The sequence below is a fragment of the Anabaena sp. FACHB-595 genome, from assembly GCF_048568275.1.
In the GTDB taxonomy this organism is placed as follows: domain Bacteria; phylum Cyanobacteriota; class Cyanobacteriia; order Cyanobacteriales; family Nostocaceae; genus Trichormus.
This window is the reverse complement of record NZ_CP183473.1, coordinates 5,381,738-5,407,120: the sequence shown is the minus strand read 5'-3', so window position 1 is coordinate 5,407,120 and position 25,383 is coordinate 5,381,738. Positions and strand designations below refer to the sequence as shown.

The following is a 25,383-nucleotide window of genomic DNA, read 5'->3' as shown; positions in this document are numbered from 1 at the left end:
TAGTTCACCATTGTTGAATATTGGAGTCCAATTTTCTATGTCAGACCCCAACATAGGTCGCTTACTTGGCAAACGTTACCAGCTTCAGGAATTAATTGGTACTGGAGCAATGGGTAGAGTTTACCGTGCCAAGGATGTTTTGTTGGGAGGGGTACCTGTTGCGGTGAAATTTCTGGCTTTATCAATGCAAAATGAGAAAATGCGTTTGCAAGAACGCTTTGAGCGAGAAGCAAAAACCTGTGCCTTATTGGGGCAAAAAAGTATTCATATTGTGCGCGTGATGGATTACGGCGTAGATGAAAATAAAATCCCCTTTTATGTCATGGAATATCTACAAGGACAAAGCCTCAACCAAATAATTCGCCAGCAAAATATATCCTTGTCTCGCTTTGTGAGCATGGCGCGTCAAATTTGCTTGGGTTTACAGTGCGCTCATAATGGTATTCCATTTGATGGGACGGTCTACCCCATTATTCACCGTGACATTAAACCTAGCAATATCCTAGTGATTCAAGATCCCAGCTTTGGAGAATTAGTTAAGGTCTTAGATTTTGGTATTGCTAAATTACTACAGTCAAATAGTGACCAGACAAAATTTTATTTGGGGACACTAGCTTATTCATCTCCTGAACAAATGGAGGGTAAAGAATTAAATAATCGCTCCGATATTTATAGTTTGGGTGTGATGATGTTTGAAATGCTCACAGGTAAGATGCCATTAGTTGCACCTACCCATTCTTTTGGCTCATGGTACAAAACTCATCACCACCAACCGCCAAGAACTTTTTCTGAGGTTGCGCCTGATTTAGCAATTCCGAAGGAAATAGAAAATTTAGTAATGAACTGTCTAGCTAAGTCAGCAAAAGACCGCCCATCAAGTATCAGTGAAATACTGCAAGTTTTAGAGTCTGTGGAACAACAACGTAGTAAACGTTTATTGAAGCAGGAAAACTATGATAATCGTCAATCTACTGCTACCTTAACAGTTAATACTGTCCCTGAACAAAAGATAAAACCCGATGTGCTGTTATCTGTACCTAAGGATAACACTATTTACAATACTTCCTGGCCACAAAATAAACCTATTGCTGATATTGTTTTTCCTCAGTCTGTCAATGTCAGTGGAGAAGTCTTACCTGCACTATGGGTAATGCTGCCGGAAAAAGAAATTTTCAAACGCATCATTTGCAGTCGTTACAATCAATTTCTGTTCATCACAGCGCCTCATCCAATGCTGCTATGGATCACGGTTATCCATAACCGTAAATATGGAGCTAAATGGTTACCTTACTATCTCGATCTTAAAACGGGTATCGGTCAAGAGATAGCCAGCTTGTTAGTAAAAACAGGTAGCTATCGTTTACTATTTTTCGCACGAGAATCACCAAATCGCTGTTCTCATGTCTTAAGTGCTAGTGTTGCCTCTGTTCAACGTCAACGCCTACAACAGTGGATTATGACCGCGAAAACCTTTGTCTCCTGTGTTGATCCCCAAATGAGTAAAAACCTTCTCAAAGGAGAATATGAAAAAATCAAGCCCCAAATTCTAGCCAAATTGGCAGCTATTGATACGGATTCGCCCATTGATCTATCTGGCTAGGACTGTCTGGATTATCTGTAACATCTGTATTAGTGAAACACCTTGTCTAAATATGTAAATTTTTATAAATAAAATATATAACGTAGTTGTAACTATTATTGGCAATAAATATAATGATCATCAGTGTTAGTGAAAAATACGCTCCTGGTTAAGCATAAAAATAGGGTGTCTAAGAGTACTTACGGTATTTAAAAGCCAAAGGTACGCATTGATTTAACCAGTAGTCACTTAAAGGTTGAAGTTTGCTAATACTATCAGCTTGGTAAACAAAAAGCTAAACAAGTTAAAAGACGACAGTACTTAACATCTGAAAGTAGATGCCATGTTTAGTTTTGAGTGATTTCTTTTTAGTCAATGTGAACTTGTTCCGGTCGGAAGTTGACGCCCCAGCATCCCCAGCTCTTTTCCTCCCTGGAACTGAGCAAGAGAAGGAGGTCGCCCACTGCGACACATAGCAACTCTATGCCGGAGTGGAACCAGAATCTAAGCCCCACTGATGCTTGAGTAGCTCTTGATATGTGGCTTCACGGACAACCATTTGTTCGTAAAGTTTGACCAAAAAATCTTTGGCTTGATCATGGCTCATATTCTGCACTTGGGTGGCAAATGAGCGAATGCTGAATTGTTGTTCTAATGACAATTCGATTGGTTGGTTCATAACAGACTCCTAAAAGACAACGCGTAAAGGTTATGTCGGTTACAGAAGCCCCACAGGCATAGGACTTTAGTTAGTACCTGCCCCATATTGTTGATTATTCCTCTGTATTAAGAAAGATAACAACTATTTGACAGATTGCCTATATCCTTAATGGGTAAAATTTGTGCTTTGTTGTTTTGCACCTGAGCCTACTGGTATATAACCCAAGTCTGCTAGAGCAGATTTCGGGGAAATTCATCGATTTAATAAATTTACAGCAGGTTCAATACCTAAAATTGACTACCTATTCAAAACTGTTCTCTGGCGGGAGACGTTAATGACTAGGTAGTAAATTAATGGTAGTAATATCGCATTATATGCGCCATACCTTATTGTGTGCAAGATGTCAACAGACAAAATTTATGTAAACTAAGCTGGCAGTAGGAAAATTTGCTGCTAAAAATATTTGTATCAAGTTGCAAATGGGAAAAATGCTCAGGTTGAACAAATTGCTGAGTATATTTACTAAAAATGCGGTTTTTGGTTGTGAGTTGCCAGTTGGAAATGAGCTATTTTGGGAACGTTATTCTAAAGCGACGATAACGACGGTGATGTTATCGTGTCCGCCTTGCTCTTTAGCGTCTTCCACTAAGGAAAGAGCAGATTGATCCAACAAGGAATTAATTTGTAAGTTATGAGCGATTTTTTGATCGGGAAGTTCTTCTGTTAGACCATCACTACATAACAATAGGCGATCGCCTATCTTCGTATCCAGTGGTTGCACATCTACTTGATGTAAGTCTTCTCTACCTAAACACCTGGATAAAACGTGGCGAAATGGATGAACTCGCGCTTCTTCGGCGGTAATGTCGCCAATTTTAATTGCTCTGGCCACCCAGGTATGATCTTCCGTAACCTGTTCTAGTTGTGTTTCTCGCAAACGGTACAGACGGGAGTCACCAACATGAGCGCACCATTGTTCGTCATTACGGAAAATAACGACTACGGCTGTTGTACCCATATCAGCCCGTTCAGGGTGATTCTGCTGGTCTTGTAGAATGGCTTCATTTGCCTGCCATAGAGCTTGTTCTAATAATTCGGACGAGGGTTTAGAAACATCCCAATTAGCGGTCAAATACGCCTTAATTTCCCTTGTGGCGATGCGACTTGCTTCTTCACCTCCTGCATGACCACCCATACCATCAGCGACGATAAAAAATCGCCCCTCAGGGTCGATATAGTAATCATCCTGATTGTTAGAACGAATAAGCCCCGGATCAGTATGACCCGTGAAGTTGAGTTTCATAACTTTTTATCACAACAATTAATACATACGGTCATAACGATCTAGGCGGAGAAGCAGTCGAATCAGTATCACTGAAACTGCTGCGGCAATTAAACCAGCCAGCAGTGCTAACCATACATAATGATTAACTAACAAAATAGTTGCTGAAAGGGTAAATCCACTGATTATCAGTGCGTAACCTATGCCTATCTGAATATTACCTTGTCGCCGTAGGAGTCGTTCTGATTCTATAGAACGTACCCGCAAGCGCATATCTCCCCGCTCTAATTTTTCTAGTGTATCTTCCAATCTCCGTGGTAATCCAAAGGCAGTGGTACTGACTTGGACTGCTTGTCGGCTCAATTCGTTGAGGAAGCTATTGCTATCTGAACCATTCATATCGGTCATAAGCTGCATTGCGTATGGTTGGGCAACTTCCATAAAGTTAAACTCTGGATCTAAACCTTTGCCTACCCCTTCTAGGGTAGAAAAAGCGCGCATCACAAAAGTGAAAGTTGCAGGAAATCTAAATGGTTGATTATAAGCTATTTCGTATAAATCATCACTAATCGCGGCAACAGATTGATTTTCAAAGGGTTTATCCATGAAATTGTCGAGCATATACTGCACCGAACGTCGCACTGGCCCCATATCATCTACGGGTGCGATCGCTCCCAAATCTATGAGAGACTGGACTACGCGATCGCCATCTTTTTGAGCGATACCAAACAACGTTTGCATTAGCCCTTCGCGGATATTTGATTTAATCTGCCCCATCATGCCGAAGTCGTAGAAAATTAAGGCTCCATCGGCACTAACCGCAATATTACCTGGATGGGGATCGGCATGGAAAAATCCGTTATTGAGCAGTTGCAATAGGTAGGCTTGAGCGCCTTGACGTGCCAATACCTTCCTGTCTAAGCCTGCGGCTTCTATGGCTTCGTATTGGCTAATTTTAATTCCTGGTAGATACTCCAAAGTTAGGACTCGTGGCGAAGCATAACGCCAATAAACTTTGGGGACTTTTACCCAGTCGTAGCCGCGAAAGTTTCGGCGAAAAGTGTCGGCGTTGCGACCTTCGTTGAGATAGTCAATTTCTTCCCAAAGAATGCGGCAACATTCTTCGTAAATCCCCATCCAATCCCTTCCTCGTCCCCATTTGGGATGGCTTTGAAAGTAACGGGCAATGCCTTTAAGAATTTGTAAATCTATCTCAAATAACTTTTTTAATCCTGGTCGCTGCACCTTAACAACAACAGATTCCCCGCTATGCAAGACAGCCTTGTGTACTTGTCCCAAGCTAGCAGCTGCTAAAGGGATTGGCTCAAAACTGTGAAAGAGTTCAGGAATTTTTTTACCCAATTCTTGCTCAACTATTTTTTCGACTTGCTCATAGCCAAATGCTGGCACTTTGTCTTGTAGCTTTGCTAACTCTTCTACGTATTCGCCAGGGAATATATCTGCACGAGTAGAAAATAGTTGCCCGACTTTAATGAAGGTTGGGCCCAAATCCAGCAGAGTATTACGAATCCAGACTGCTTGAGCTTTACGTCTTGCAGCCTGTTTTGCTTCCGTGACACCACCAGGATAACTCCAAGATTTGTTGTATCGCCAAAGCTTAAACATTAAGGTCAACACAAAAGACCAAATGTCCACAAAGCGCCGCTTGCTAGAGTAGTTTTCCCGATTCCAACGGTAAGCCTTATCCGAATAATTGGTTTCCATATCCTGCGCGTACCGTTGGGTTATTACTGAATCACCTGGAAGAAAAGACACTCTGATCCCTAAATTGTTTGCATAAATTGCCATTCGCCAATTAACGACTGACAACTGACCACTAACTAAATCTATACAGAACTACTGCGATAACGTTGTAATTCGTTACGCAAGAGGGCAATTTCTGCCCGTAACTCGTCGATGGTGGCTTGTAAGTCAACTGAGTCAGCAGCCCCAGTTTGTCGTCCACTACCTGTAGTTGTTTGACCTGCTTCAGCCGTCGCTGAGGCTCGGTTTGCTCGTTCTATCACTTCGTCGGTGAATTGGCGTAGCTGTTCTCTAGCTTCCGCATCAAATTTACCGATTTCGCTCAAAGCATCGGTAAAAGCGACTTCTAGACGTTCGTTAATGACTTCGGCTACAGCTCTACCGACAAAAAAAGCCTGTACAAGGGGGTTACTCATAAATTTTTGTTACGCTCATCCGCAAGAGAATTATAACTTGCCCGTATGCTTTGCGGCTTCCTTCTGACAGCGTGCTGTTAGGTTTATTTAGTTTACCGTTTTGCCATCTAGCAATTGTAACTGTATAGATATATAATCAGCCAATGATAGATATTGTATTAAATATTAAAAAAGCTGAAATTTTTATCTCTTTTTTGTGGCCAACCTAATTAAGAGAATCGCGTAGCCTATTGTAGGCGATCGCCTGTTTTTTCCAAAATGATAAAATAAACCCAGAAAATAGTGGAACAAGCTGAGGAGAGGGCAGAATGTTTGGCTACCAAACTGCGAGAGTTAAGTTCAATATTGATCCACATACGATATAACTTACTCACTATTTTTGATTGACAAAATCTCCATTTTTTTTACATATGGAGACCGGCCATCAGCATAGTGCGGGGGACACGCTCTAATAACAACCTACACAACGTTGGAAAGCAGGAAGATGGTGATTTTGAGAAACATAGCGAAGTTGAGTGAAAGCATCTCGTAAATCAGGTTCTTGCACAAATTCTAAAAAGCAGTCATACATCTGGACATTGGCTATTTCTGATTCCACTCCTGCTTGACAGGCAGCTTGGAGAGTGTCAGGGGCTTGGACGTTTCCCATAAAATTATCAGGAGGAATCGGCAATCCGTATCTGGTAAATAGATGACTCCACAAAGAAACGTGTCTATCCTCGGCGTGAACAATATTACTAAAAGGACGCACTTCGCCAAATTTGTTGATTACTGCTGTGTAAAAAGCACGAGCATAATATTCATCGTTGATGGCATCAATCATTGCCTGTTCGGTTTTGGCATTTAACTCGGTATGAGGATTAAAAGCAGAAGTTGGTCTAGTGGTAGTATTGGCGATCGCTACACCACACATACCACTTTTACCTTTATGATTTAATCTAAATATTTGATGATGTCGGCGGCGGTTTCCTTGACAATTCATAATTGATTCCTCATTCTTCATCTCTATATTCTTTAATAATTCTCTTGGCTGATATTTCTACTACTCTTTACTGCCAGAGGCGCAACTAAAGACAGTCCCAATAATTTCAAAGCTAGTTTTTCAAACCAAGGTACAGCAGTCCCGAAGCGCATTTTAGCTAGAAAATACCTTTCAAATGCGGCTTTAGCCCAAGTTACCCAAGCACCACTCAACGCTACAGCTCGCCGACGTTTTCCTGTGGCTAAATCTGGTAACACGGGGTTAGCGAGAAATAAAATTCCTGAATTACCAAAGTCAGCAAAGCAAATGGCATCAAGTGTTGGAGTCACAGGCGGAGCAGAAAATACTCCCAATTCAATGGCAATATTATGGGCTACTGCCATGCCCATTGCTTCTGTCATTTGTCCAGTTTTGGGTACTCCCAAGGGGAGAGGTGTTACCTCTGATGGTTTAATTTCTACTACAACTCCCACCGCATAAATTGAGGCATATTCAGGATGTCTGTATGTAGGCAATACTGGAATAAAACCATCCTGATTACTTAATCCTGGTACTTGCCGGACAAAGCGCGGCCCCCGGAAGGGTGGGAGTAGCATTGAGTAAGCAAATGGTAATACTCTGCCATTTCCCAGATGAATCTGATTTGCCTCAATTGCTGTAACTGCTACGTTTTCAATAACCTCTACCCCTCGTTCTGCCATGAATTTTGTCACTAACTCGGCAGAATTAGCCATCCCACCTATACCCAAGTGTCCTGCGTAAGGTTCTGGAGTCACAAAAGTAATTGATACTTGCTCTCTTAATCCCTGTTTCCTGAGTACGTAGTCAGCTAATAGCGTAAACTCGTAGGCAGGGCCTAAACAACTCGTTTTTGGTAATGCCCCTACTACTAATGGCCCTGGTGCTAAGAGAAAGTTTTGCCAAGCCTGAAACGCCTTGATTGCATGATGCGGATTGCATACTGATTGAGTATATCCATCGGGGCCTAAACCAGCTACTGCATCTAATGCCAGTTCCGCACCTGTGGCAATAATTAAGTAATCGTAACTAATACTTTGCTCTCCAAGCGATATCTTTTGGTTTTGAGGATTCAAGTAATCTACTCGCCCTAGTATCCAATTAATGCCCTTTTGCTTTAGCCGTTGTTGCAGACTAACCTGAATTGACTCTAGGGAAGTTAAACCCATTGCTACCCAAGGCAATGAAGGAATAAATGTAAAGTAAGGGGTTTCTGAAATGACGGTAACTTGATGCTGTTTGGGGAGGATATGCCGTAATTCATAAGCGGTGGGTAAACCACCCAACCCTGCACCGACGATAACAATGTGAGCCATTGCAGGAAATCTCCGAATATTTGATTGTTGATTAGCAAAAATGAAGGTTGAGAGACTGGGGTTTGTGATGTCGTGTGTGTTTTTTATACTCGATTTTCAAATTCCCTAGCATAGATTGATTCTGCTCATTATTATTTGTCCGCTATCAGAACTCTTGTATAGCTGTTAATGAAGCTACAGACTGTAAAAAACGAAGTAAGGAAAATAAAATTCTTTCGGATTTTCCCATCATATAACTATATAGTAGTATAGTGTAAATATAATTTAATGAAAAGGTGAGAAAGTTTATGGACGATACGTTGAATCAGGCCAATCCTTCCATGTCCAGGCGTCAACTCCTGAATTTCTTCACTGGAGCTATTGTGGCAACTACGGCTAGTGCGGCCATATATCCAGCGACTAAGTTTTTTATGCCTCCAGCCGAAAGTACGGACGCAGAAGGTGGTATCCTCGCTCAAGACAAAATCGGTCATCCCATCCCAGCCAGCCAAATTTTAGCCCAAGCATCAGGAACACGGGCTTTAATTGCTGGACTAGCTGGTGAGCCTACCTATTTAACTGTTAGGGAAGATGGCACTCTTGATCCGATGGGTATTGTTAATAACTGTACTCATTTGGGTTGTACCTTCCCTTGGAATCCTGTTGATCAACAGTTTCAATGTCCTTGTCACGGTTCACGCTATGACGCCCAAGGTTCTGTAGAACGTGGGCCTGCTAACCGTCCTCTGAAGTTAGTTCAAGTCCAGGTTAAAGATGATTACATTTGGATTTCGCCCTGGCAAGAAACAGATCCCCGTACTGGTGAAAAACCTTGGTGGGTTTAATTTTTAAGAGCAAGCTACTAAAAGATAATTTTTGAAAACATGGCTTACCGCATTAATTACCCACATAAATACAAAAAAGCCAGAATATGCAAATATCAAAGACTAATATTTCGGAACGTCTTGACCATGTTTATGATGCAATTATTGTTGGTGGTGGTGCTGGTGGTTTATCTGCTGGAATCTACTTACAAAGATACCGTCTTTCTAGCCTAATTATTGATAAAGGTAAGGCGCGTTCTTTTTGGATGCAGGAATTACATAACTATTTAGGGTTGCCTCCAGACACTCCCGGTCGTGTGTTGTTACAACAAGGGAAAAAACATTATGAATCATTGGCTGGAGATTCTTTAACCGCCTACGTTGAAGAGGTTGTGGACGAAGGTGATACTTTTGCTGTACGAGTGAAAGTTGGTCGTCAAAATAGTACTTACTTTGTGTTGCATTCTAAGTATTTGATTGCAGCTAGTGGCATTATTGACCATCTACCATCCTTAGAAAATATGCAGAATGTTTTTGAATACGCTGGCTATAATTTGCACGTTTGTATGGTTTGTGATGGTTATGAAATGGTAGATAAACAGTGCGGCTTTTTTGCGGGGAGTGAAGCCAGTATTGAGGAAATGGTGTTTAATCTTAGTTGGTTTACACCTTACATTACTATCTTTACTCATGGATTATTTACTGTAAGTACAGAATTACGTTCTAAATTACAGCAGTATGGTTATCGCTTAGTGGAAACACCAATTAAGCAGTTTTTAGGTCAAAGTCATCATATGTCAGGTGTGGAATTGGTAGATGGTACGGTAGTTGAGTTAGAAACTGGTTTAATCTCAATGGGTTCTCGCTATCACAATACCTATTTGCAAAGAATCGACCTAGAGTTAAAAGGGGGTAATCTCGTCACAGATAAGATGTGTCGCACCTCCCACCCACGTATTTTTGCCATTGGCGATCTGAAGGTTGGTTTAAATCAAGTCGTGATTGCTGCTGGCGATGGTGCTTTAGCTGCTACACAGATTTGGCGTGATATCCGTCGTTCCTTTGGTGTACGTTGCTGGCAAGAGAATCTGATTTGAACCTCACACAACTCGAAGTCGCGCGAGGTTCAATCTCTCCCACAGCTTATCTCTGAGTGAGTATCTACCCGTCATCTTTTTCCCGTTGTTTATCCTAGATTTCGCAGTTTTAATCTCAGCTTACCTAATTGATGACACACCCTAGTGCTTTACTCAATAATTCTCTGTGCATAAAAGCGCCTTCTACTAAGGTTGTGATTTTCTCAGATGCTAAAGGTTGAACGTTAGTGTAAAACTCTATCCATGTTTTACTAATGACATTTGCGTTATCTGGTAAATTTACTAAATCCCATCCGGGTATTGCCAAATCTTCCATCAAACGATTTATTTTGGGGTCATAACTCAAGGCAAAACAGCGACAACCTTCACTTGCTGCCATAATTAAACTGTGTAGCCTCATGCCGATCGCCATTTCAACGCCACGAAATACGCCTTTTAAAATCTGCGGGTCTTCTATACAGAAAATTTCGCTAACATCTTTTAATTGTGGTTGTATTGCTTGGGCGATCGCTAAATCTTCGCTTTTTTGAAATGGTAGTAATAAAATAAAGGCTTGGGTAGATTTTTGCAGATTCACCAAGGCTTGAGTTAAGTTAGCTAACCTTGCTGCTGTTAACTGCGGATGGTTTCTTAAGGTGACAGCAATTCTAGGGGTGGGTAAATCGGCAAGTTCTGGAAATGGTTTTGCCTGTAGCGCCCAAACTGGGTCTGGTGCAAGGATATGGGGAATCTGCCAATCAGCTAATAATGCAGCACTCACGCGATCGCGTACACTAACTTTTGTACAACCAGTAAAATTCTGTTGTGCTAACCAGCGAGTCTGGGGACGCACTAGGGGGCCAATCCCTTGCGCCCAAGCCACAGTCTTTAAACCTATTTTTTGGGCTAACGCCATCAGTCCCCCATAGTAAAAAGGACTAATACTGCTGGTGACATCCTGAATTAGACTCCCGCCACCCCAAATAAAAGCATCACAAGAACGTAAAGCTGGCAACACAGATGTCAGAGACATCCGATTGTGAGATTCTACACCATAGCGATCGCTGGTTTCCTCTGGATTACCAGACAGCACCACAGGTGTAACATGAGATGGTAACATTTGCAGCAGTGTTGCCAATAAAGCTTCGTCACCACCATTTCCTTTACCGTAATACCCAGATAATAATGCCCGCATTCCATTTAAAATTTTGGATGTTGGATTTTAGATTATCAATATTTTCTCAACTGTTGGCGAGATGTCAGTCATATCGCAAAAAATATGAATTTACCTATGGGAAGATGAAGGGAGTGTTGACAGTTGACAGTTGACTAACGACTACTGACTATCTTATGAACGTTCTCTCAATTCCCACCTGGATTATTCATGTTTCTAGCGTTATCGAGTGGATTGCCGCTATTTGGTTAATCTGGACTTATGGCGAACTCACTGCTAACCGCAGCTGGTGGGGATTGTCCCTAGCAATGTTACCAGCCTTGATTAGTGCTATGTGTGCTTGTACATGGCATTATTTCGATAACTCCGAATCTCTAGAATGGATAGTGACGTTGCAAGCAACCATGACTTTAGTAGGGAATTTTACCCTGTTGGCAGCAGCATGGTTGATTTGGCGTTCTGCGAAAATAGAAGTTAGGGATTAGAGATAAGGGAGAGAAGGTAAACGAGTGAAAATCTTCCCCCTATTACCAATTACCAATTACCAAATTAACAGTGATTATGTCTAAAGAAACCCTATTTGCCCTTTCCCTATTTCCCTATTTGGGTTTCTTGTGGTTTATCCACCGCAGTCAGCTGATGCCTCGTTTATCCCTATATGGATTTTACGGTACTCTTGTTTTTGTAGGTGTTACTATTCCCGCCGGCATTTATGCCAAAGTTCATTATGGTGAAGCCTTAGCTAATGTAGACTGGTTACACGGTGGCGCAGAAGTATTTTTGACTCTTTCTAACATCTTGATTGTAGTGGGTTTCGCACAAGCTATCAGACAACTAAAAGCGAAAAACTAAATCGGGATTTGCACAAAATTGGCACTCTTCATGGCATTAAATACAGGGGAATTGAGATGGATGTAATTCCAGCAATTGATTTACTAGCAGGTCGTTGTGTGCGACTCTATCAGGGAGACTACGATCGCTCACAAGTGTTTAGCGAAAATCCTGTTGATGTTGCTAAACAGTGGGTAGATGAGGGTGCAACACGTCTGCACATAGTAGATTTAGATGGTGCAAAAGCAGGTAAAGTAGTAAATCTAGGAGCAATTGAAGCGATCGCTCAAGCTATTTCTATACCGATTGAAATTGGTGGCGGATTGCGCGATCGTTCTAGTGTGGAACAGGTGTTTAATTTAGGTGTACAGTGGGCAATTCTCGGTACTGTCGCCGTAGAACAACCCCAGCTTGTACAAGAACTCTGTCAACAATACCCCGGACAAATTATTATCGGTATTGATGCCCGTAACGGACTAGTAGCTACTCGTGGTTGGTTGGAAACATCTGAGGTTTTAGCCACTCAATTGGCTATACAGATGCAGGAAATGGGTGCAGCAGCCATCATTTATACAGATATCCACCGTGACGGGACTCTTGCAGGCCCGAATTTAGACGCACTACGAGAACTAGCAGCAGCCATTTCCATCCCTGTGATTGCATCTGGTGGGGTGAGTTCTGTCACCGATTTGTTGAGTTTGTTGGCGTTGGAACCCCAAGGCGTGACAGGTGTGATTGTGGGACGTGCATTGTATACGGGTGATATTAGCTTAAAAGAGGCATTGCAGGCGATCGGCCCAGGACGTATTCAAGACATACCACCGAATTTAGACTTCTCTTCCTTTGCTTAAGATAATTCAACTTGAGGCTAATGGTGTTTGCGTAGGGTCTTTACAAGATACTATGTGAACACAAAGATCACCTGTAAACTGCCATAGTATTTTTTAATTTCCGGAATCCTCAATACCAGATTGTAGTTAGGTATATAAGTTCATCGGCAGTTAGCGTTTCCCTTTGACTCGTTTAAAACATTTGGTTGTAATCAAATTAACCTGCCGAGCAACTATCTATAGGAAGTAGCTTAAAATACTGAATAATTTATTCTGACAAATCTTTCAGTTCTTAAAACAACTACAAATAATGGGTTTCCTTGGACATAGAGACGTAAATATTATAACGTCTCTATTTTATTTTACTATGTAAATTTATTGACTGATTTCTGGAAATAGTAATATGCTAAATGAAGATACAATTATTACTCATTAGCAGATTGCATTCTATGGCTAGCCAACAACCTAATCCCAATCAACCATCCAATAAAAATTTAAAGGCAAGCAACAAGAATAGAAAAAAACCACTAAATAATGGAAAACCAGATAAAACAGACCAATAATATTTTTAATTAAATGTGTTTACATCTTAAAAAGACGTAATTTTCGTTACGTCTTTTTATTTATTTTTATTATTTGTATTTTATTTATTTTTCACTTGACTTTTTGCCTGTTCTAAAGCTATTTCCTTGATTGCTTGATAAGAATTGACATTAGCAGTACCTTCAATAGCTTTTACCGCTAAATCTTGAACTTGCTTGAGTGCAGAATCAAGCTGTTTAGATAAGTTTTGTAGTCGCGTCTCTTGATTGTTAATGGTTTGTTCCAAAGACTGGAGTCTCTGTTCATAGAAGCGTTTCTGTCCTTCTACTTCTTTAGCATATAAATCAGATTTAACTTTAGCTTGGTAGTAAGCAATCCCTTTCCCTTCTTCTGTAGCTTTCTTAATAGCAGCTTCTTTCTCTTTAGGAAATACTTCTACTTTCGTTTTAAAATCTTCAAATTGCTTTTCTCTTTCAGCAATTACTTTTTCCCGATCATTCCACTGTTTTTCTGCATCTTGTTGTAATTCTTCTAATTGTTTATACAAAGCTTTTTGCTGTTGTTCATAGCCATCTGTTGCCAATTGACGAGCAAGTTCTAAATCATATTTGTACTCGGCATTATCTCGTTGTCGAGATTTATTTTGATTGTCATTCCGTTCTTTGATATTGCTTTGGTATTCTTCTTGTTCTTTGTGCCAATTTATTCTTTGTTCAAGAATTTCTTGTGACAGTATTTCATAGCGCTGATTAAACTCATCTTGATAGGCTTTTGCGTTTTCTTCATAAGTAGTAATAAGTGTATCTAATGTATTTTCAGAAACTTCTAAGCCATGTAAGTTTTTTAATTGCTCAACTTCTGTTGCCACCCCTTCGCTAATTCCAGATAATCTTGAAGCTTGTGTAGTTAGCTTTTCCGATAATTCATTTACTGCACTACCAAATCCCAACTGAATTTTTGCTAAACTCTCAATTGTATAATTCATTTTTTGTTGGATGGTATAAGGCTGATTTATTATGTGAGCTTGTTCTGGTTTTGGTTGTTCTTTCTTGATAGTTGGTGTTTCTTTAGATGCTTGACTAAGTTGAGACTTAAGAGATACGGTTTCTTTAGTCAAATCTTCATAAGCCTGTAAAATTTCTGCTTTGGTGTTTTTGTCTGTTAACTTTTTGACTGCCATAAAAACCTCTATTTATTGCAAATTTCCCAAAATTAATATTTATTTAGCCGTAGAACTATCAAAAGCTCTCATTGCTAAATCTTGTGATTGTTTTAGTGTTGTTTGCAATTGAGCAGAAATACTTTCTATTTGTTCAGTTTGTTTTTGAATTGTTTCTTCCAGTGATTTAATTTTCAATTCGTAACTTTGCTTACTGGCTTCCCACTCCTTTTCAAATAAATCTGCTTCAATCTTAGCCTTCTGACTGGTATCTTTAATTGCTTCCTCTCTAGATTTTTTCACTGCTTCTTCTAATTCTGCTGGGAATGCAGCTACTTTTTGTTGATATTCTGCAAAGATGGTTTGACGTTCAGTATTAAGTTTCTCTCTTTCTAACCAATCTTTTTCTTTTTGTTGAGTTTTTTCTTGAATGTCTCTTTCTGAATTGCGTTTCTTAGATTCGTATATATCTGTGTTTAGTTTACGAGTTGTTTCTAATTTATATCGATATTCTTCTTCTTCCTGTTGGCGTTCTTTCGCTAAAATATCATTGTAAGCTTGTAGAGATTCTGCATATTCTACTTGCTCTTTTTGCCACTCTTTACGTCTAGCTGATATTTCTTTTTCTAAAGCTTCTCTTTTACTAGCCGTATCTTGCTCTAGAGTTTTTAATTTTTCCTGGTGTTCTTGGGTCAAAATATCTAAAGTATCTGCAACAATTCTAATTCTTTGCAACTCTTGTAAATGCTTTGTTTCAATTTCTATAGATTGGTTTAACTCATCTAATTTAGAGTTTTCTTTAGCCAATTTTGTAGAGAGTTCATTAACCGTACTACCAAATTCTAATTGTAAATCTGCTAAAGATTTGACAATACTATCAACAGTATATTGAGAAGCAATTGCCAAAATTTCTTGATTTTTTGCCTTATCTGCTTCTTCTTGTTTAGTGGCTATTTTGGATTCTAGTTTTCTCTGTTCTGCTAAAATTTGTTGAAATGCTTGCATTAGTTGCTGCTTACTATCTTTGAGTGCAACTGTCGTCATATTTCAACTCCCTTGATTAGATAATGATTAATCGAGTAGTCAGCAATACCAGTAACTACTCCATGCACACATGATGGTAGCCCCTAAATATACATTTAAGGTGCAGTGCAAATACTGTAATAAAGCAACAAATATTACTTGACATAAATGTTATTTTATGCGGTGAGTTTTATTATTGTTTTGCATTTATTAGTATTTTTGTACTAATAGAAATATATCCAAACCAATCGATACCTGTCAAGCAATTTGTGATTTTATTTGACAATATTGGATTTAGGCTCAATCCAAAATCCTGTAGAATTTTGGAATTTTGTATCTATCGGAGCTATCTGTGGTGTATTTTAAATTTTGTGTAGAGCTATTGCACCCCAGAAATTGCTCTGGGCGTGTAGCTAGAGCGATTTATGGTATATTTGGCAATGTTACATATATTACTTGCAGAATCATTCACGATCGCCAAAGTGTGAATGTAGTGAAAAACAGATAATCAACTCTAACCACCATATTGATACAACCACAGGGCCTGAACTTTTGTGATATCAATGTACACCAGTGAATCGATCAAGTATTCGGCTAGAACAGAGATTGGACAAACCAGTCGGATTCTGGTAGTGGAAGATGAAGAACTCATCCAAGAAATGCTAGCAGTAGCACTGGAAGAGGAAGGTTATGGGGTAGTAACGGCTGCTGATGGCAGGTCAGCTGTAGAGTATCTCAAAAGTTTTGACCCAAACGGAGGAGATTTTCCCTTTGATTTGGTGATTCTCGATTTGATGTTACCCCAAATTAATGGCTTAGATATCTGCCGTTTGTTGCGTCATCAAGGCAACCCAGTACCGATTTTGATGCTCAGTGCCAAAGGTAGTGAAACCGATCGCGTGTTAGGTTTAGAAGTAGGGGCAGATGACTATTTAACTAAACCCTTTAGTATGCGGGAGTTGGTGGCACGTTGTCGCGCTTTACTCCGTCGTCAGCGTCTCATCACTTTACCCCAATTACCTGTACTGAAATTCAAAGATGTGACTTTAAATCCTCAAGAGTGTCGGGTCTTGGTACGAGGACAAGAGGTAAATCTTTCACCCAAAGAGTTTCGCTTGTTGGAACTGTTCATGAGTTACGCCCGTCGAGTATGGTCACGGGAACAGTTGCTAGACCAGGTTTGGGGGCCGGATTTTGTCGGCGATAGCAAAACAGTGGATGTTCACATTCGTTGGTTGCGAGAGAAATTGGAACAAGACCCCAGTCACCCAGAATATATTGTGACTGTAAGAGGATTTGGATATCGATTCGGATAAGCTATTGAGATAGTTGTTAGTTTTTATTAATCACCCGCAACTAACAACTTAAACTCAAATGCTCTTATTGGGATTTTTTCTGGGTTTGGCGGTAGGTATTGGGTTATGGATTTGGCAACAGATTCAACTAAACCGCTACCTGACGCGAGTTACCCAACCCCTCCACTCCCATACTTCTAAGCTGAAAGTGGCGTTGCCGTTGCTTCCTCGTCTGCAACGAGAAATTGCTGCTCTCAAACAGCATCGACTAGATTTGCAACAGTCGCTGCAAACTTACCAAGACCTACTGGAATTCGCACCAGTGGGCTATTTGCAGGTCGATGAAGAAAATCAATTGCTGTGGTGTAATCAGCAAGCCAGAGAAATCTTATATTTACAAAGATGGCAACCGGGACAGGTGCGTTTGTTGCTAGAATTGGTGCGTTCCTATGAACTTGACCGCTTAATTGAGCAAACACGCGATCGCCAAAAACCCCAGACTAAAGAGTGGGTATTTCATCCCTCTTGTGATAACGCCGCAGAAATGCCCACCATCAAATCCATGATGTTAAGGGCGTTTAGCTTACCACTACCCAATGAACAAGTGGGAGTTTTTCTGGAAAATCGCCAACCCCTTTTAGACTTGAATCAAGTTAGGGAAAGGTCTTTTTCTGATTTAGCCCATGAATTACGCACACCCCTAACTTCCATTCGCTTGGTTGCAGAAACCCTGCAAAATCGTCTGGAACCACCCTTAAATCGTTGGGTTGACCGTTTGATGCAGGAAGTGGACAGACTGGTTAACTTAGTCCAAAGCTGGCTAGAACTGACTCAAATGGAAGCAAATCCTACCATGCAGTTGCAGATGGAAACGGTAGAATTGCGATCGCTCATCACTTCAGTGTGGGAAACCCTAGAACCTCTAGCACAGCGTCAAAATCTGTCTCTCTCCTACTCCGGCCCAGAACAACTATTGATTAAAGCCGACTCAGCCCGGATTTATCAAGTGTTTCTCAACTTGTTAGATAACAGTATTAAGTACAGCTCACCCAATACCAGTATTCAAATTCAAGCGGAAATCTTATCCTTTAAGAAGAATCATGAAGCTAATTCTGCTCCTCCCATCCTCGAAATAAATTTGATTGATGCTGGTAAAGGTTTTGCAGATGAAGACTTACCCCATGTTTTTGAGCGATTTTATCGAGGAGATAAAGCCCGGACACACTCAGCTTTGCAGGATACTAATATTGTCGGTAATGGTTTAGGTTTAGCTATTGTCAGGCAAATTATCTTAGCTCACGGAGGTTCCATCAAAGCCATGAACCATTCAGAAATTGGTGGCGCATGGATACAACTTCATATACCTGAAGTAGTGGCAAACTGACAACGCCAAGACTATAGTTAAAGATATCTTCACGTTTGAGACTACAAGTGTGAAAGCTGTCGTTTATAGTCCCAACCCTGAAAATCCCCAGTTAGCACGAGCCATTAGGCGTTTAGAACGGGATGTATTACGCATGGGAGCTTTGGTAGAACAATCATTCCGCCTTAGCCACCAAGCCTTATTCTCCCGCGACTTAAAAGCTGCTGAGGAACTTCCCCGATTAGATAAAAAAATAGACCGTTTTTATAGACAAATAGAATCAGATTGTACATCCATAATGACATTACAAGCACCTACAGCCCAAGATTTGCGCTGTTTGAGTGCCTTTATGCAATTAGTCAGAGATTTAGAGCGTATTGGTGATTATGCCAAAGATTTAGCTCAAATAGCAGTCAAAATCTTTCCTTATCCGCCTCACCCATCTCTACCGGAAATTGCTGTCATGGCGCATCACGCCCAAGCTATGCTAGCCACTAGCTTAGTGGCTTTGGCAGATTTAGATGAAGCCGGTGGACGTAGTATCAAGCATTTAGATGATGCTGTAGATAATGCCTATGATCACCTCTATCAAACTTTATCCCAGCAACGAGATGTGCAAGGCGTTGTTGAGCCAATTATACTGCTAGCACTGGCAATTCGTTGTTTAGAACGTATGGCTGATCATGCAACTAACATCGGTCAACGAGTAGCATATATCGTTACTGGTCAACGCGCCTAATTATAGCTGGAGTATTTTTAAGCTCATCCCATCCCTCCCAGGGGTGGGATTTTTTTTATTAAAGGTGATATTTTACCAATCGTTTATCTTTTCTTAAACTTGCAGACCTAAATTAGCTTGTAACGACAGCTAAACACATAGTAGAGAGTATTATTTTTAACTAAAAGTCTTGAATAAGGCTTTAGTTGCTTATCATCACCAGACTCTCACCTCAACGTAGGAATTAGAGACTATTAGGTAGAGAGAAAAGAAATTTTCATTCTCTTATTGCGTAATTATCACATGAGTGTTTAACGCGAAAGGAAGAAAAAACAAAATTGAGTAATCTTATGTTATTCATCAGCAAGGATTATACTTGTCCTGGTTTTAGGTGCTTAAAATACAGCTATCTGATAAATATCAATATATAAAGACCCTATGATTTAACTCTAAAATAGCAATTTAACAATTACTTACAAACCATAAATATAGACTCTTAAAGATAAAGTATTTTTCAGTAAAAATACCTTAATAATTACTTTTTTATAGAAAAATATAATAGTTATACTCATGTTTGAAAATAGCTACCATAAGATAATCAAAAAATTAAATATTACCTTAAAATTTTGCGTTTATATTTTAAAACACTAAGCTTATTAAAGATTTATCAATCACAATACTTATTCAGATGTCCATGTAACTGCAAAAACCCAACTTATTTGAAGATTCATTTTTTCTCCTCTAGAAAATGCTCATATAATGTCTTCTATAATTTTGCCTCAAACTTCTACTGCTATCTTGAATGACTCAAATCTAAATGAGCATTTAACACAAAGACTATTTACACGTAAAGAAGTCATCCCACCTTGTAAAGACATACTTTGGCGCATTGAGAGTGGGGCTGTTCGGACTCTCACCTGGAGTGAGGATGGCTCATTTATTACTTTGGGGTATTGGGGAGTAGGAGATGTGATTGGTTATCCTTTATCCAAGGTAAATCCATATCAAATTGAATGCCTGACAAGCGTAGAGGCTATTATTATACCCCAGCATCTTTGGTATCAATACACTAATAATCTGCTGACGCATATTCAACGTTCAGAGGAGCTTTTAAGCATAGTCCACCGTAAACCTCTTTCCCTACGTTTATGGCAATTTCTTGTTTGGCTAAGTCAAAAGTTTGGGCGTAACTTAGAAAACGGCAAACTCATTGAGATGTATATTACTCATCAAGAAATAGCAGAGGTCTTGAATACAACAAGAGTGACTGTAACAAGGTTACTACAGCAGTTTGAAAATGAAGGCTTGCTAGTACGTTATAAACGTCGTATTATTCTATGTTTACCAAATAAAACAATTATGAATATGAACTTAAAAAATAAGTAACTATCTTGTCTTTGGTACTTCTAAAGATGTATAGTGATTACAGATATCATGTGTATATACCCGCAAACATGAAAGGGTTAAATATATCACCATGAGTGTGAATTAGTTGGTGTGAGTGATTTATAAACCATGACAAAACTATTCTGGAACGCTTTAAAATTTAGCCCAGTTCTTTTTGCTGCGACCTTTTTCGCTACTAATAGCGCCTTAGCAGTTGAAGCTGGCGAGCCAGTAATGAGTGTTTCCCAATTAACACAAGCTTCTGAATCTCAAAACATTGGCCAGGTAACATCTGTATCACAATTTTCAGATGTGCAACCTACCGATTGGGCATTCCAAGCACTACAATCTCTCGTTGAGCGCTATGGATGTATCGCAGGTTATCCCAACGGTACATACCGTGGTAATCGTGCTTTGACCCGCTATGAGTTTGCGGCTGGCTTGAATGCTTGTTTAGACAGAGTTAACGAACTGATTGCTACAGCAACAGCTGATTTAGTTACCAAGCAAGATTTAGCTACTTTACAGCGTTTACAAGAAGAATTCTCTGCTGAATTAGCAACTTTACGCGGTCGGGTTGATGCTTTAGAAGCTCGTACTGCTGAGTTAGAAGCTAATCAATTCTCTACTACTACCAAGCTTTCTGGAGAAGCAATCTTCAGTGTGTCTCAGGCTTTTGGTGACACAAGAGCGCTACCTTCAGGTTCTCAAGCGGCCCGAAGCGATTTAGATTCTAACCTGACTTTTGCTAACCGGGTACGTTTAACCTTAAACAGCAGCTTCACCGGCACAGATCAATTGCAAACTCGGTTAAATGCTGGAAACATTATTTCTAACAATGCCAATAACATAGGTAATGCTTCCACGGGTACTAACATGACTCGCTTGGGTTATGACGGCGGTACTGATAACAGTGTTTCCATCGATAAACTCAACTACGCATTCAACTTCAGCGATGCTATCCGTGTCAAAATTGATGCTACTGGTGCTGAGTTAAACGAAAACGCCAATGTGTTCAACCCTGACTTTAGAAGTAGTGGTTCTGGCGCTCTCTCCCGCTACGGACGCTTTAGTCCTATCTACCGCCAAGCCTATGATGGTGCTGGTATCACAGTCAACGTTAATCCCAGTGGGCCTTTGACATTTACAGCAGCTTATATGGCAACAGGCCGGAATAGTGCGGCTAATCCTGGGCTGATAGCGGCTGGAAGAGAAGGTGGATTATTCGAGGGTGATAGCACCATTTTTGGTCAAATTGCTTTCAAACCAAACCAAGCTCTTAACCTTGGTTTTGCTTACGCTCGTACTTATCAACAAAATGGAGCGGTCTTTGGGGATACAGGCAGTGCCTTTGCCAACAGACCCTTTGGAAATGCTAAAACCGAAGCAAACCACTACGGTATTCAAGCCACATTCCAACCCAGTTCTACGCTGACCCTTGGTGGTTGGGTAGGCTACACCACTGTTGATTCTCTACAGGATAACAGAGACGCAGATGCTTGGTATTGGGCTGCTAGCCTTGGTATCAGAGACTTTGGTAGAGAAGGGAATACATTGGGTTTGATCTTTGGTCAGCCACCTAAAATCACTGGTGGTAACAATATTGCTTCAGAAAACGGTACTTCTTATCATTTAGAAGGTCTTTACAAGCTGAAATTATCTGACAATATTCTCGTTACTCCTGGTTTATTGGTGATCTTCAACCCAGAGAATAACAACAACAACGATACTATTTATGTAGGTACACTCCGTACTACATTCACTTTCTAAGTTAAGTATTTAACTACTTAATGTTAACCAAAGCCCTCTTGATAGAGGGCTTTTTTTATTGCAAATCAGAATCTTGTGGTTGAGACAAATTGGATGGAGGGCGATCGCTACTCCATGCCCACCAAACACAACCACATTGGCAATGATAAAACTCTTGCCATTTACGCCGATGGTCTGTTGTTAGCACGGGCGATCGCCGATTAATCCAAACTTGTGAAGCTTCTAAACTACTGGCGTGGCAGGTTGGACAGCAAAACTCGTAAGCATGAACTGCCTTTTGTGTCCATTCGGGCGGGGTGGGAGCAAACGCATCCATGTGATAATTCGTAGTTCGTAATTCGTAATTTAGAAATTTTTACAGTGTTTTTTCATACACTGTATTTCATCATAATAGAGTTAATACCAATTAAAAATTCGCGTATTAGCAAAGCTCAACAGAAATAAAGGTGTGTCCATACGTATCTGTCGTATTTTTTTTCAAGTTGGTATAACTTTTTAAACCTAGAAGCCACCAAGGTACAGAAAACTCTGTATCTTAATTACGAAACACGAATTACAAATTATTCCTATGGAGCCAAAAGTTGAGATACGCCGTTTATTTGAAGTGATGCCAGCTTCTGGTAGGATGACGATTAAAATTGTCAGCAAACCAGAACAAAATCAAGTAATTGACCCGATTTTTCCCTTGCCCTGGAATCAAGAGAGGCTAATATATATAAACTTCGATTTATGGGAACGCTTGACCAAACCACAACGGGATTTGCTAATCTTGCAAAAGGTTGCTTGGTTGACAGGGGTCAGGTGGTTTACACCAAATATTTATCAGGGTGTGGTGTTAGCAGGACTTTTGGGCGGATTGGTGGAATCTGCACAGGCTGATGTGGTGGGTGTGGCGATCGCTGGGGGATTGAGTGCGATCGCTTTGTTGCGGATCTGGCGTAGCAACAAATCTCCAGAATTTGAGTTAAATGCTGACATAGCAGCGATTAAAGTTGCTCAACGCCGTGGTTATTCTGAAGCCGAAGCAGCACAAAATTTACTATGGGCGATTGAGTCAGTGGCCAAGATAGAAGGGCGTTCTAGCTTAGATTTTATCGCTTTGATTCGTTGCCAAAACTTACGAGCGATCGCTGGTCTTTCACCAGTGGGTGTACCAGAAAAGTTTCTATAATTTACGACAGAATTTAGTGTATCGCTGGTTATGAAGCTGGTTTGTCATCTAGAATAGAAACCGATTGCTAAAGATTATTTCTTCCAACATTCCCGATGGAAAAGGGATTATAGGTTAGAAGCTATTAGCTAGTTTTTTTATCCAGAACCAACAAAGGACTTGGCTAGACTAACAGGATTCTGACAAATAATCAGGGAAACTACTAAAAAATCGGCAGAATACTTGTTATTTGATACTAGCAAGTCACCATGTAAACATTCATATCAAAACTACTCAAACACTATGAAGTCATGCGAATTATCTAAAAGGTGAATTACTTATATTTCTTATCAGCCAAGATAATACAGGTGTTTATAAACATTTGTAGTGGTTATACAAATGAGGGTGGTTTAGTGGTTTTTGCGGGAGGGTAAGGAGATTTGAGGGATGCAAACTCAGCAGCCGATCCCTGTTGACAGCAGTTCAGACAGCAAAGAAGTGTCATTAGAAGAGCCATCAACATCGACAGACGAACTCCCAACTATAGAATTTCCTTCACGAGGGAAACTCAAAGCAAGTTCCTGGCGTATCCATCAGAAAATTGGGTATGGGTACTTTGTGGCAATTGGAATTGGCTTTTTTGGCTCACTCACAGGATTAGTGATTGCCAACTACTACCGAGGCAAAGAAATTAGGGAATTTAATCAAGCTCAAGAACAAAGACAATTATTGACTGATTACAAGAATGCTGTTGTTGGAGCGCAACTGCATAGCTCTAATATTGTGGCATTTTTGGAAGATCCCCAGCGCTTACCGATGAAAAAAGCCGATTTCTTGAGGGATGTCAAAAAAGCCGAAACTGATGAACAAAAAATTGCCAAGTTTATAGATGGTAGACCTAAAGACTTAGCTGCAACTAGTGCCAACTTAAAAGCTCTATTACAAGATTATGCGTTTTATTTAGATTCTTATGTGCAGCAAATAGATGCTGTCGTAGCAGAAATTCAGCAGCCTGTACCACCAAAACAGGCAGCCGAAGTCAGAGCGAAGTTATTGGAGATTATGCGCGGCGAAACAGCCATGCAGCTAGAGCAACTCTCACAGAAGTTATCCAATATCTTACAAACTGCTGAATCGAAAGAGCGTCAGAGACAAAGAGATGTTGAAGAAGCCAAAAGCGTTGAGAGATTAATTGTGATGGTGAGTATGCTGGTGTCAGTGGCGATCGCTGCCATCGTAGCATGGCGGACTAGTCGAGCGATCGCTGAACCAGTAATTATGGTCACCCAAGTAGCAGAACAAGTAGCTCGCAAACCAAATTTTGATTTACGCGCTCCTGTCACGACAGAAGATGAAATCGGCTTACTGGCTAAATCCCTCAATCGTCTCATTGAGCGTGTATCTGAGCGTACTAAAGAACTAGAACAGGCCAAAGAACTAGCTGAAGCAGCCAGCAAAGCAAAAAGTATATTTCTTGCCAATGTTAGTCATGAGTTGCGTACACCTTTAAACGCTGTAATTGGCTTAAGCCAACTCCTCAAAGACGATGCGGCTGATCTGAATTTGTCGGGAGAATTCACCAGTGATCTGGAAACCATCAATTCTGCGGGTAGACATCTACTGGAACTGATTAACGACATTCTGGATTTGTCAAAAATCGAAGCGGGTAAAATGACCCTTTATCCAGAGATATTTGATGTTGTTACACTCATCAATAATGTTGTTGTAACCGTCAAACCGACTATAGAAAAAAATAACAACCTTCTAGAAATATATTGTGATGAACACCTGGGTACAATGTATGCTGATCAAACCAGGATGCGGCAAGTATTATTAAATCTACTCAGTAATGCTGCTAAATTTACCACTAACGGCAGAATCAAACTGACAGTTAGGCGAGAAAAAGAAGACTTTTTACCAGAAATGCCCTTTGGTGCGATCTCCTTCACAGTTAGCGATACAGGTATTGGGATGTCTCCAAGTCAGCAGCAACAGTTATTTCAACCCTTTACTCAAGGTGACACCTCAACCACGAAAAAATATGGCGGTACTGGACTAGGTTTAGCAATTAGCCGCCACTTTTGCCAGATGATGGGAGGGGAAATTATCGTCAAAAGTCAACTGGGTTTGGGTTCGACTTTTACCGTCTACCTGCCACTTCAGGAGCAAAGTTAAAGGTAGAGTAGTAGATGGGGAGGCCAGGAGAACAAATCATACCAATTCAAAATAGCCTACGGCAAGGCT

24 protein-coding genes are annotated in these 25,383 nt (G+C 40.4%); 13 read left to right on the top strand and 11 right to left on the bottom strand.

Annotated elements, in window-relative coordinates:
* Positions 1 to 37 precede the first annotated feature (37 nt).
* Positions 38 to 1,600: a serine/threonine-protein kinase gene (locus ACN222_RS22565; protein WP_010998651.1), complete on the top strand. Its 1,563-nt coding sequence runs from the start codon at positions 38 to 40 to the stop codon at positions 1,598 to 1,600.
* A gap of 460 nt (positions 1,601 to 2,060) precedes the next feature.
* Here the strand turns inward: ACN222_RS22565 and ACN222_RS22560 are convergent, their stop codons facing one another.
* The 7 genes from ACN222_RS22560 to ACN222_RS22530 all read right to left on the bottom strand — a co-directional run bounded on the left by ACN222_RS22560 (position 2,061) and on the right by ACN222_RS22530 (position 8,018).
* Positions 2,061 to 2,258 carry an NblA/ycf18 family protein gene (locus tag ACN222_RS22560; RefSeq protein WP_010998650.1) on the bottom strand — a complete coding sequence of 66 codons (198 nt, stop codon included), beginning with the start codon at positions 2,256 to 2,258 and terminating at the stop codon, positions 2,061 to 2,063.
* 562 nt (positions 2,259 to 2,820) lie between these two features.
* Positions 2,821 to 3,543 (bottom strand): Stp1/IreP family PP2C-type Ser/Thr phosphatase, encoded by a 723-nt coding sequence (locus tag ACN222_RS22555; RefSeq protein ID WP_010998649.1) that lies wholly within the window; start codon positions 3,541 to 3,543, stop codon positions 2,821 to 2,823.
* An 18-nt stretch (positions 3,544 to 3,561) separates the two neighbouring features.
* The gene (locus tag ACN222_RS22550) at positions 3,562 to 5,247 is read right to left on the bottom strand and encodes an ABC1 kinase family protein (protein WP_044523285.1); all 1,686 of its coding nucleotides are present in this window, start codon (positions 5,245 to 5,247) and stop codon (positions 3,562 to 3,564) included.
* A gap of 122 nt (positions 5,248 to 5,369) precedes the next feature.
* Complete coding sequence (locus ACN222_RS22545) at positions 5,370 to 5,702, bottom strand: DUF6825 family protein (RefSeq protein WP_010998647.1); 333 nt, start codon at positions 5,700 to 5,702, stop codon at positions 5,370 to 5,372.
* 227 nt (positions 5,703 to 5,929) lie between these two features.
* Positions 5,930 to 6,058 (bottom strand): hypothetical protein, encoded by a 129-nt coding sequence (locus ACN222_RS22540; RefSeq protein ID WP_269083582.1) that lies wholly within the window; start codon positions 6,056 to 6,058, stop codon positions 5,930 to 5,932.
* Between the two features lie 92 nt (positions 6,059 to 6,150).
* Positions 6,151 to 6,684: a ferritin-like domain-containing protein gene (locus ACN222_RS22535; protein ID WP_044522207.1), complete on the bottom strand. Its 534-nt coding sequence runs from the start codon at positions 6,682 to 6,684 to the stop codon at positions 6,151 to 6,153.
* Between the two features lie 32 nt (positions 6,685 to 6,716).
* Positions 6,717 to 8,018: an NAD(P)/FAD-dependent oxidoreductase gene (locus ACN222_RS22530; protein WP_010998645.1), complete on the bottom strand. Its 1,302-nt coding sequence runs from the start codon at positions 8,016 to 8,018 to the stop codon at positions 6,717 to 6,719.
* 287 nt (positions 8,019 to 8,305) lie between these two features.
* Between ACN222_RS22530 and petC the strand changes: the two genes are divergently transcribed.
* Both petC and ACN222_RS22520 read left to right on the top strand, forming a co-directional pair.
* A complete protein-coding gene (petC, locus tag ACN222_RS22525) occupies positions 8,306 to 8,842 on the top strand; it encodes a cytochrome b6-f complex iron-sulfur subunit (RefSeq protein ID WP_010998644.1) in 537 nt (178 codons plus the stop codon).
* Positions 8,843 to 8,928: 86 nt separating this feature from the next.
* Positions 8,929 to 9,918 (top strand): NAD(P)/FAD-dependent oxidoreductase, encoded by a 990-nt coding sequence (locus ACN222_RS22520; protein WP_010998643.1) that lies wholly within the window; start codon positions 8,929 to 8,931, stop codon positions 9,916 to 9,918.
* Between the two features lie 124 nt (positions 9,919 to 10,042).
* Here ACN222_RS22520 and csaB read toward each other — a convergent pair whose 3' ends face one another.
* Positions 10,043 to 11,092, bottom strand: a complete 1,050-nt coding sequence (gene csaB, locus ACN222_RS22515) for a polysaccharide pyruvyl transferase CsaB (protein ID WP_010998642.1) — start codon at positions 11,090 to 11,092, stop codon at positions 10,043 to 10,045.
* Positions 11,093 to 11,247: 155 nt separating this feature from the next.
* Here csaB and ACN222_RS22510 point away from each other — a divergent pair, with 155 nt between their 5' ends.
* The 3 genes from ACN222_RS22510 to hisA all read left to right on the top strand — a co-directional run bounded on the left by ACN222_RS22510 (position 11,248) and on the right by hisA (position 12,753).
* Complete coding sequence (locus ACN222_RS22510) at positions 11,248 to 11,556, top strand: DUF2499 domain-containing protein (RefSeq protein WP_010998641.1); 309 nt, start codon at positions 11,248 to 11,250, stop codon at positions 11,554 to 11,556.
* 76 nt (positions 11,557 to 11,632) lie between these two features.
* Positions 11,633 to 11,923, top strand: a complete 291-nt coding sequence (locus tag ACN222_RS22505; RefSeq protein WP_199315895.1) for a DUF3593 domain-containing protein — start codon at positions 11,633 to 11,635, stop codon at positions 11,921 to 11,923.
* 56 nt (positions 11,924 to 11,979) lie between these two features.
* A complete protein-coding gene (hisA, locus tag ACN222_RS22500) occupies positions 11,980 to 12,753 on the top strand; it encodes a 1-(5-phosphoribosyl)-5-[(5-phosphoribosylamino)methylideneamino]imidazole-4-carboxamide isomerase (RefSeq protein ID WP_010998639.1) in 774 nt (257 codons plus the stop codon).
* Positions 12,754 to 13,375: 622 nt separating this feature from the next.
* Here hisA and ACN222_RS22495 read toward each other — a convergent pair.
* Both ACN222_RS22495 and ACN222_RS22490 read right to left on the bottom strand, forming a co-directional pair.
* Entirely contained in the window at positions 13,376 to 14,455 is a 1,080-nt protein-coding gene (locus ACN222_RS22495; protein WP_010998638.1) for a hypothetical protein, read from the bottom strand.
* Positions 14,456 to 14,494: 39 nt separating this feature from the next.
* Positions 14,495 to 15,478, bottom strand: coding sequence for a hypothetical protein (locus ACN222_RS22490; protein ID WP_010998637.1), 984 nt, complete (start codon positions 15,476 to 15,478; stop codon positions 14,495 to 14,497).
* A 542-nt stretch (positions 15,479 to 16,020) separates the two neighbouring features.
* Between ACN222_RS22490 and ACN222_RS22485 the strand changes: the two genes are divergently transcribed.
* From ACN222_RS22485 to ACN222_RS22465, 5 genes are all read left to right on the top strand, one after another.
* Positions 16,021 to 16,773, top strand: a complete 753-nt coding sequence (locus tag ACN222_RS22485) for a winged helix-turn-helix domain-containing protein (protein WP_044522204.1) — start codon at positions 16,021 to 16,023, stop codon at positions 16,771 to 16,773.
* Positions 16,774 to 16,831: 58 nt separating this feature from the next.
* The gene (locus ACN222_RS22480; RefSeq protein WP_010998635.1) at positions 16,832 to 18,136 is read left to right on the top strand and encodes a sensor histidine kinase; all 1,305 of its coding nucleotides are present in this window, start codon (positions 16,832 to 16,834) and stop codon (positions 18,134 to 18,136) included.
* Positions 18,137 to 18,185: 49 nt separating this feature from the next.
* Positions 18,186 to 18,854: a phosphate signaling complex protein PhoU gene (phoU, locus tag ACN222_RS22475; RefSeq protein WP_010998634.1), complete on the top strand. Its 669-nt coding sequence runs from the start codon at positions 18,186 to 18,188 to the stop codon at positions 18,852 to 18,854.
* A 738-nt stretch (positions 18,855 to 19,592) separates the two neighbouring features.
* Complete coding sequence (locus ACN222_RS22470; protein ID WP_010998633.1) at positions 19,593 to 20,219, top strand: Crp/Fnr family transcriptional regulator; 627 nt, start codon at positions 19,593 to 19,595, stop codon at positions 20,217 to 20,219.
* 129 nt (positions 20,220 to 20,348) lie between these two features.
* Positions 20,349 to 21,989 (top strand): iron uptake porin, encoded by a 1,641-nt coding sequence (locus ACN222_RS22465; RefSeq protein WP_010998632.1) that lies wholly within the window; start codon positions 20,349 to 20,351, stop codon positions 21,987 to 21,989.
* Between the two features lie 55 nt (positions 21,990 to 22,044).
* Here the strand turns inward: ACN222_RS22465 and ACN222_RS22460 are convergent, their stop codons facing one another.
* Positions 22,045 to 22,305, bottom strand: a complete 261-nt coding sequence (locus tag ACN222_RS22460) for a hypothetical protein (protein ID WP_010998631.1) — start codon at positions 22,303 to 22,305, stop codon at positions 22,045 to 22,047.
* A gap of 252 nt (positions 22,306 to 22,557) precedes the next feature.
* Between ACN222_RS22460 and ACN222_RS22455 the strand changes: the two genes are divergently transcribed.
* Positions 22,558 to 23,160 (top strand): DUF3318 domain-containing protein, encoded by a 603-nt coding sequence (locus ACN222_RS22455; RefSeq protein ID WP_010998630.1) that lies wholly within the window; start codon positions 22,558 to 22,560, stop codon positions 23,158 to 23,160.
* Between the two features lie 426 nt (positions 23,161 to 23,586).
* Positions 23,587 to 25,314, top strand: coding sequence for a sensor histidine kinase (locus tag ACN222_RS22450; protein ID WP_010998629.1), 1,728 nt, complete (start codon positions 23,587 to 23,589; stop codon positions 25,312 to 25,314).
* Positions 25,315 to 25,383 lie beyond the last annotated feature (69 nt).

What these genes read in the sequence shown, in the direction of transcription:
- ACN222_RS22550 (WP_044523285.1), bottom strand. Translation starts at nt 5,247, where the DNA reads ATGGAAACCAATTATTCGGATAAGGCTTACCGTTGGAATCGGGAAAAC.
- ACN222_RS22490 (WP_010998637.1), bottom strand. Translation starts at nt 15,478, where the DNA reads ATGACGACAGTTGCACTCAAAGATAGTAAGCAGCAACTAATGCAAGCA.
- hisA (WP_010998639.1), top strand. Translation starts at nt 11,980, where the DNA reads ATGGATGTAATTCCAGCAATTGATTTACTAGCAGGTCGTTGTGTGCGA.
- ACN222_RS22465 (WP_010998632.1), top strand. Translation starts at nt 20,349, where the DNA reads ATGACAAAACTATTCTGGAACGCTTTAAAATTTAGCCCAGTTCTTTTT.
- ACN222_RS22520 (WP_010998643.1), top strand. Translation starts at nt 8,929, where the DNA reads ATGCAAATATCAAAGACTAATATTTCGGAACGTCTTGACCATGTTTAT.
- ACN222_RS22535 (WP_044522207.1), bottom strand. Translation starts at nt 6,684, where the DNA reads ATGAATTGTCAAGGAAACCGCCGCCGACATCATCAAATATTTAGATTA.
- ACN222_RS22495 (WP_010998638.1), bottom strand. Translation starts at nt 14,455, where the DNA reads ATGGCAGTCAAAAAGTTAACAGACAAAAACACCAAAGCAGAAATTTTA.
- ACN222_RS22450 (WP_010998629.1), top strand. Translation starts at nt 23,587, where the DNA reads ATGCAAACTCAGCAGCCGATCCCTGTTGACAGCAGTTCAGACAGCAAA.
- ACN222_RS22540 (WP_269083582.1), bottom strand. Translation starts at nt 6,058, where the DNA reads ATGTGGATCAATATTGAACTTAACTCTCGCAGTTTGGTAGCCAAACAT.
- ACN222_RS22565 (WP_010998651.1), top strand. Translation starts at nt 38, where the DNA reads ATGTCAGACCCCAACATAGGTCGCTTACTTGGCAAACGTTACCAGCTT.
- ACN222_RS22530 (WP_010998645.1), bottom strand. Translation starts at nt 8,018, where the DNA reads ATGGCTCACATTGTTATCGTCGGTGCAGGGTTGGGTGGTTTACCCACC.
- ACN222_RS22545 (WP_010998647.1), bottom strand. Translation starts at nt 5,702, where the DNA reads ATGAGTAACCCCCTTGTACAGGCTTTTTTTGTCGGTAGAGCTGTAGCC.
- csaB (WP_010998642.1), bottom strand. Translation starts at nt 11,092, where the DNA reads ATGCGGGCATTATTATCTGGGTATTACGGTAAAGGAAATGGTGGTGAC.
- ACN222_RS22510 (WP_010998641.1), top strand. Translation starts at nt 11,248, where the DNA reads ATGAACGTTCTCTCAATTCCCACCTGGATTATTCATGTTTCTAGCGTT.
- ACN222_RS22485 (WP_044522204.1), top strand. Translation starts at nt 16,021, where the DNA reads ATGTACACCAGTGAATCGATCAAGTATTCGGCTAGAACAGAGATTGGA.
- ACN222_RS22505 (WP_199315895.1), top strand. Translation starts at nt 11,633, where the DNA reads ATGTCTAAAGAAACCCTATTTGCCCTTTCCCTATTTCCCTATTTGGGT.
- ACN222_RS22455 (WP_010998630.1), top strand. Translation starts at nt 22,558, where the DNA reads ATGGAGCCAAAAGTTGAGATACGCCGTTTATTTGAAGTGATGCCAGCT.
- ACN222_RS22480 (WP_010998635.1), top strand. Translation starts at nt 16,832, where the DNA reads ATGCTCTTATTGGGATTTTTTCTGGGTTTGGCGGTAGGTATTGGGTTA.
- ACN222_RS22555 (WP_010998649.1), bottom strand. Translation starts at nt 3,543, where the DNA reads ATGAAACTCAACTTCACGGGTCATACTGATCCGGGGCTTATTCGTTCT.
- ACN222_RS22560 (WP_010998650.1), bottom strand. Translation starts at nt 2,258, where the DNA reads ATGAACCAACCAATCGAATTGTCATTAGAACAACAATTCAGCATTCGC.
- petC (WP_010998644.1), top strand. Translation starts at nt 8,306, where the DNA reads ATGGACGATACGTTGAATCAGGCCAATCCTTCCATGTCCAGGCGTCAA.
- ACN222_RS22470 (WP_010998633.1), top strand. Translation starts at nt 19,593, where the DNA reads ATGTCTTCTATAATTTTGCCTCAAACTTCTACTGCTATCTTGAATGAC.
- ACN222_RS22460 (WP_010998631.1), bottom strand. Translation starts at nt 22,305, where the DNA reads ATGGATGCGTTTGCTCCCACCCCGCCCGAATGGACACAAAAGGCAGTT.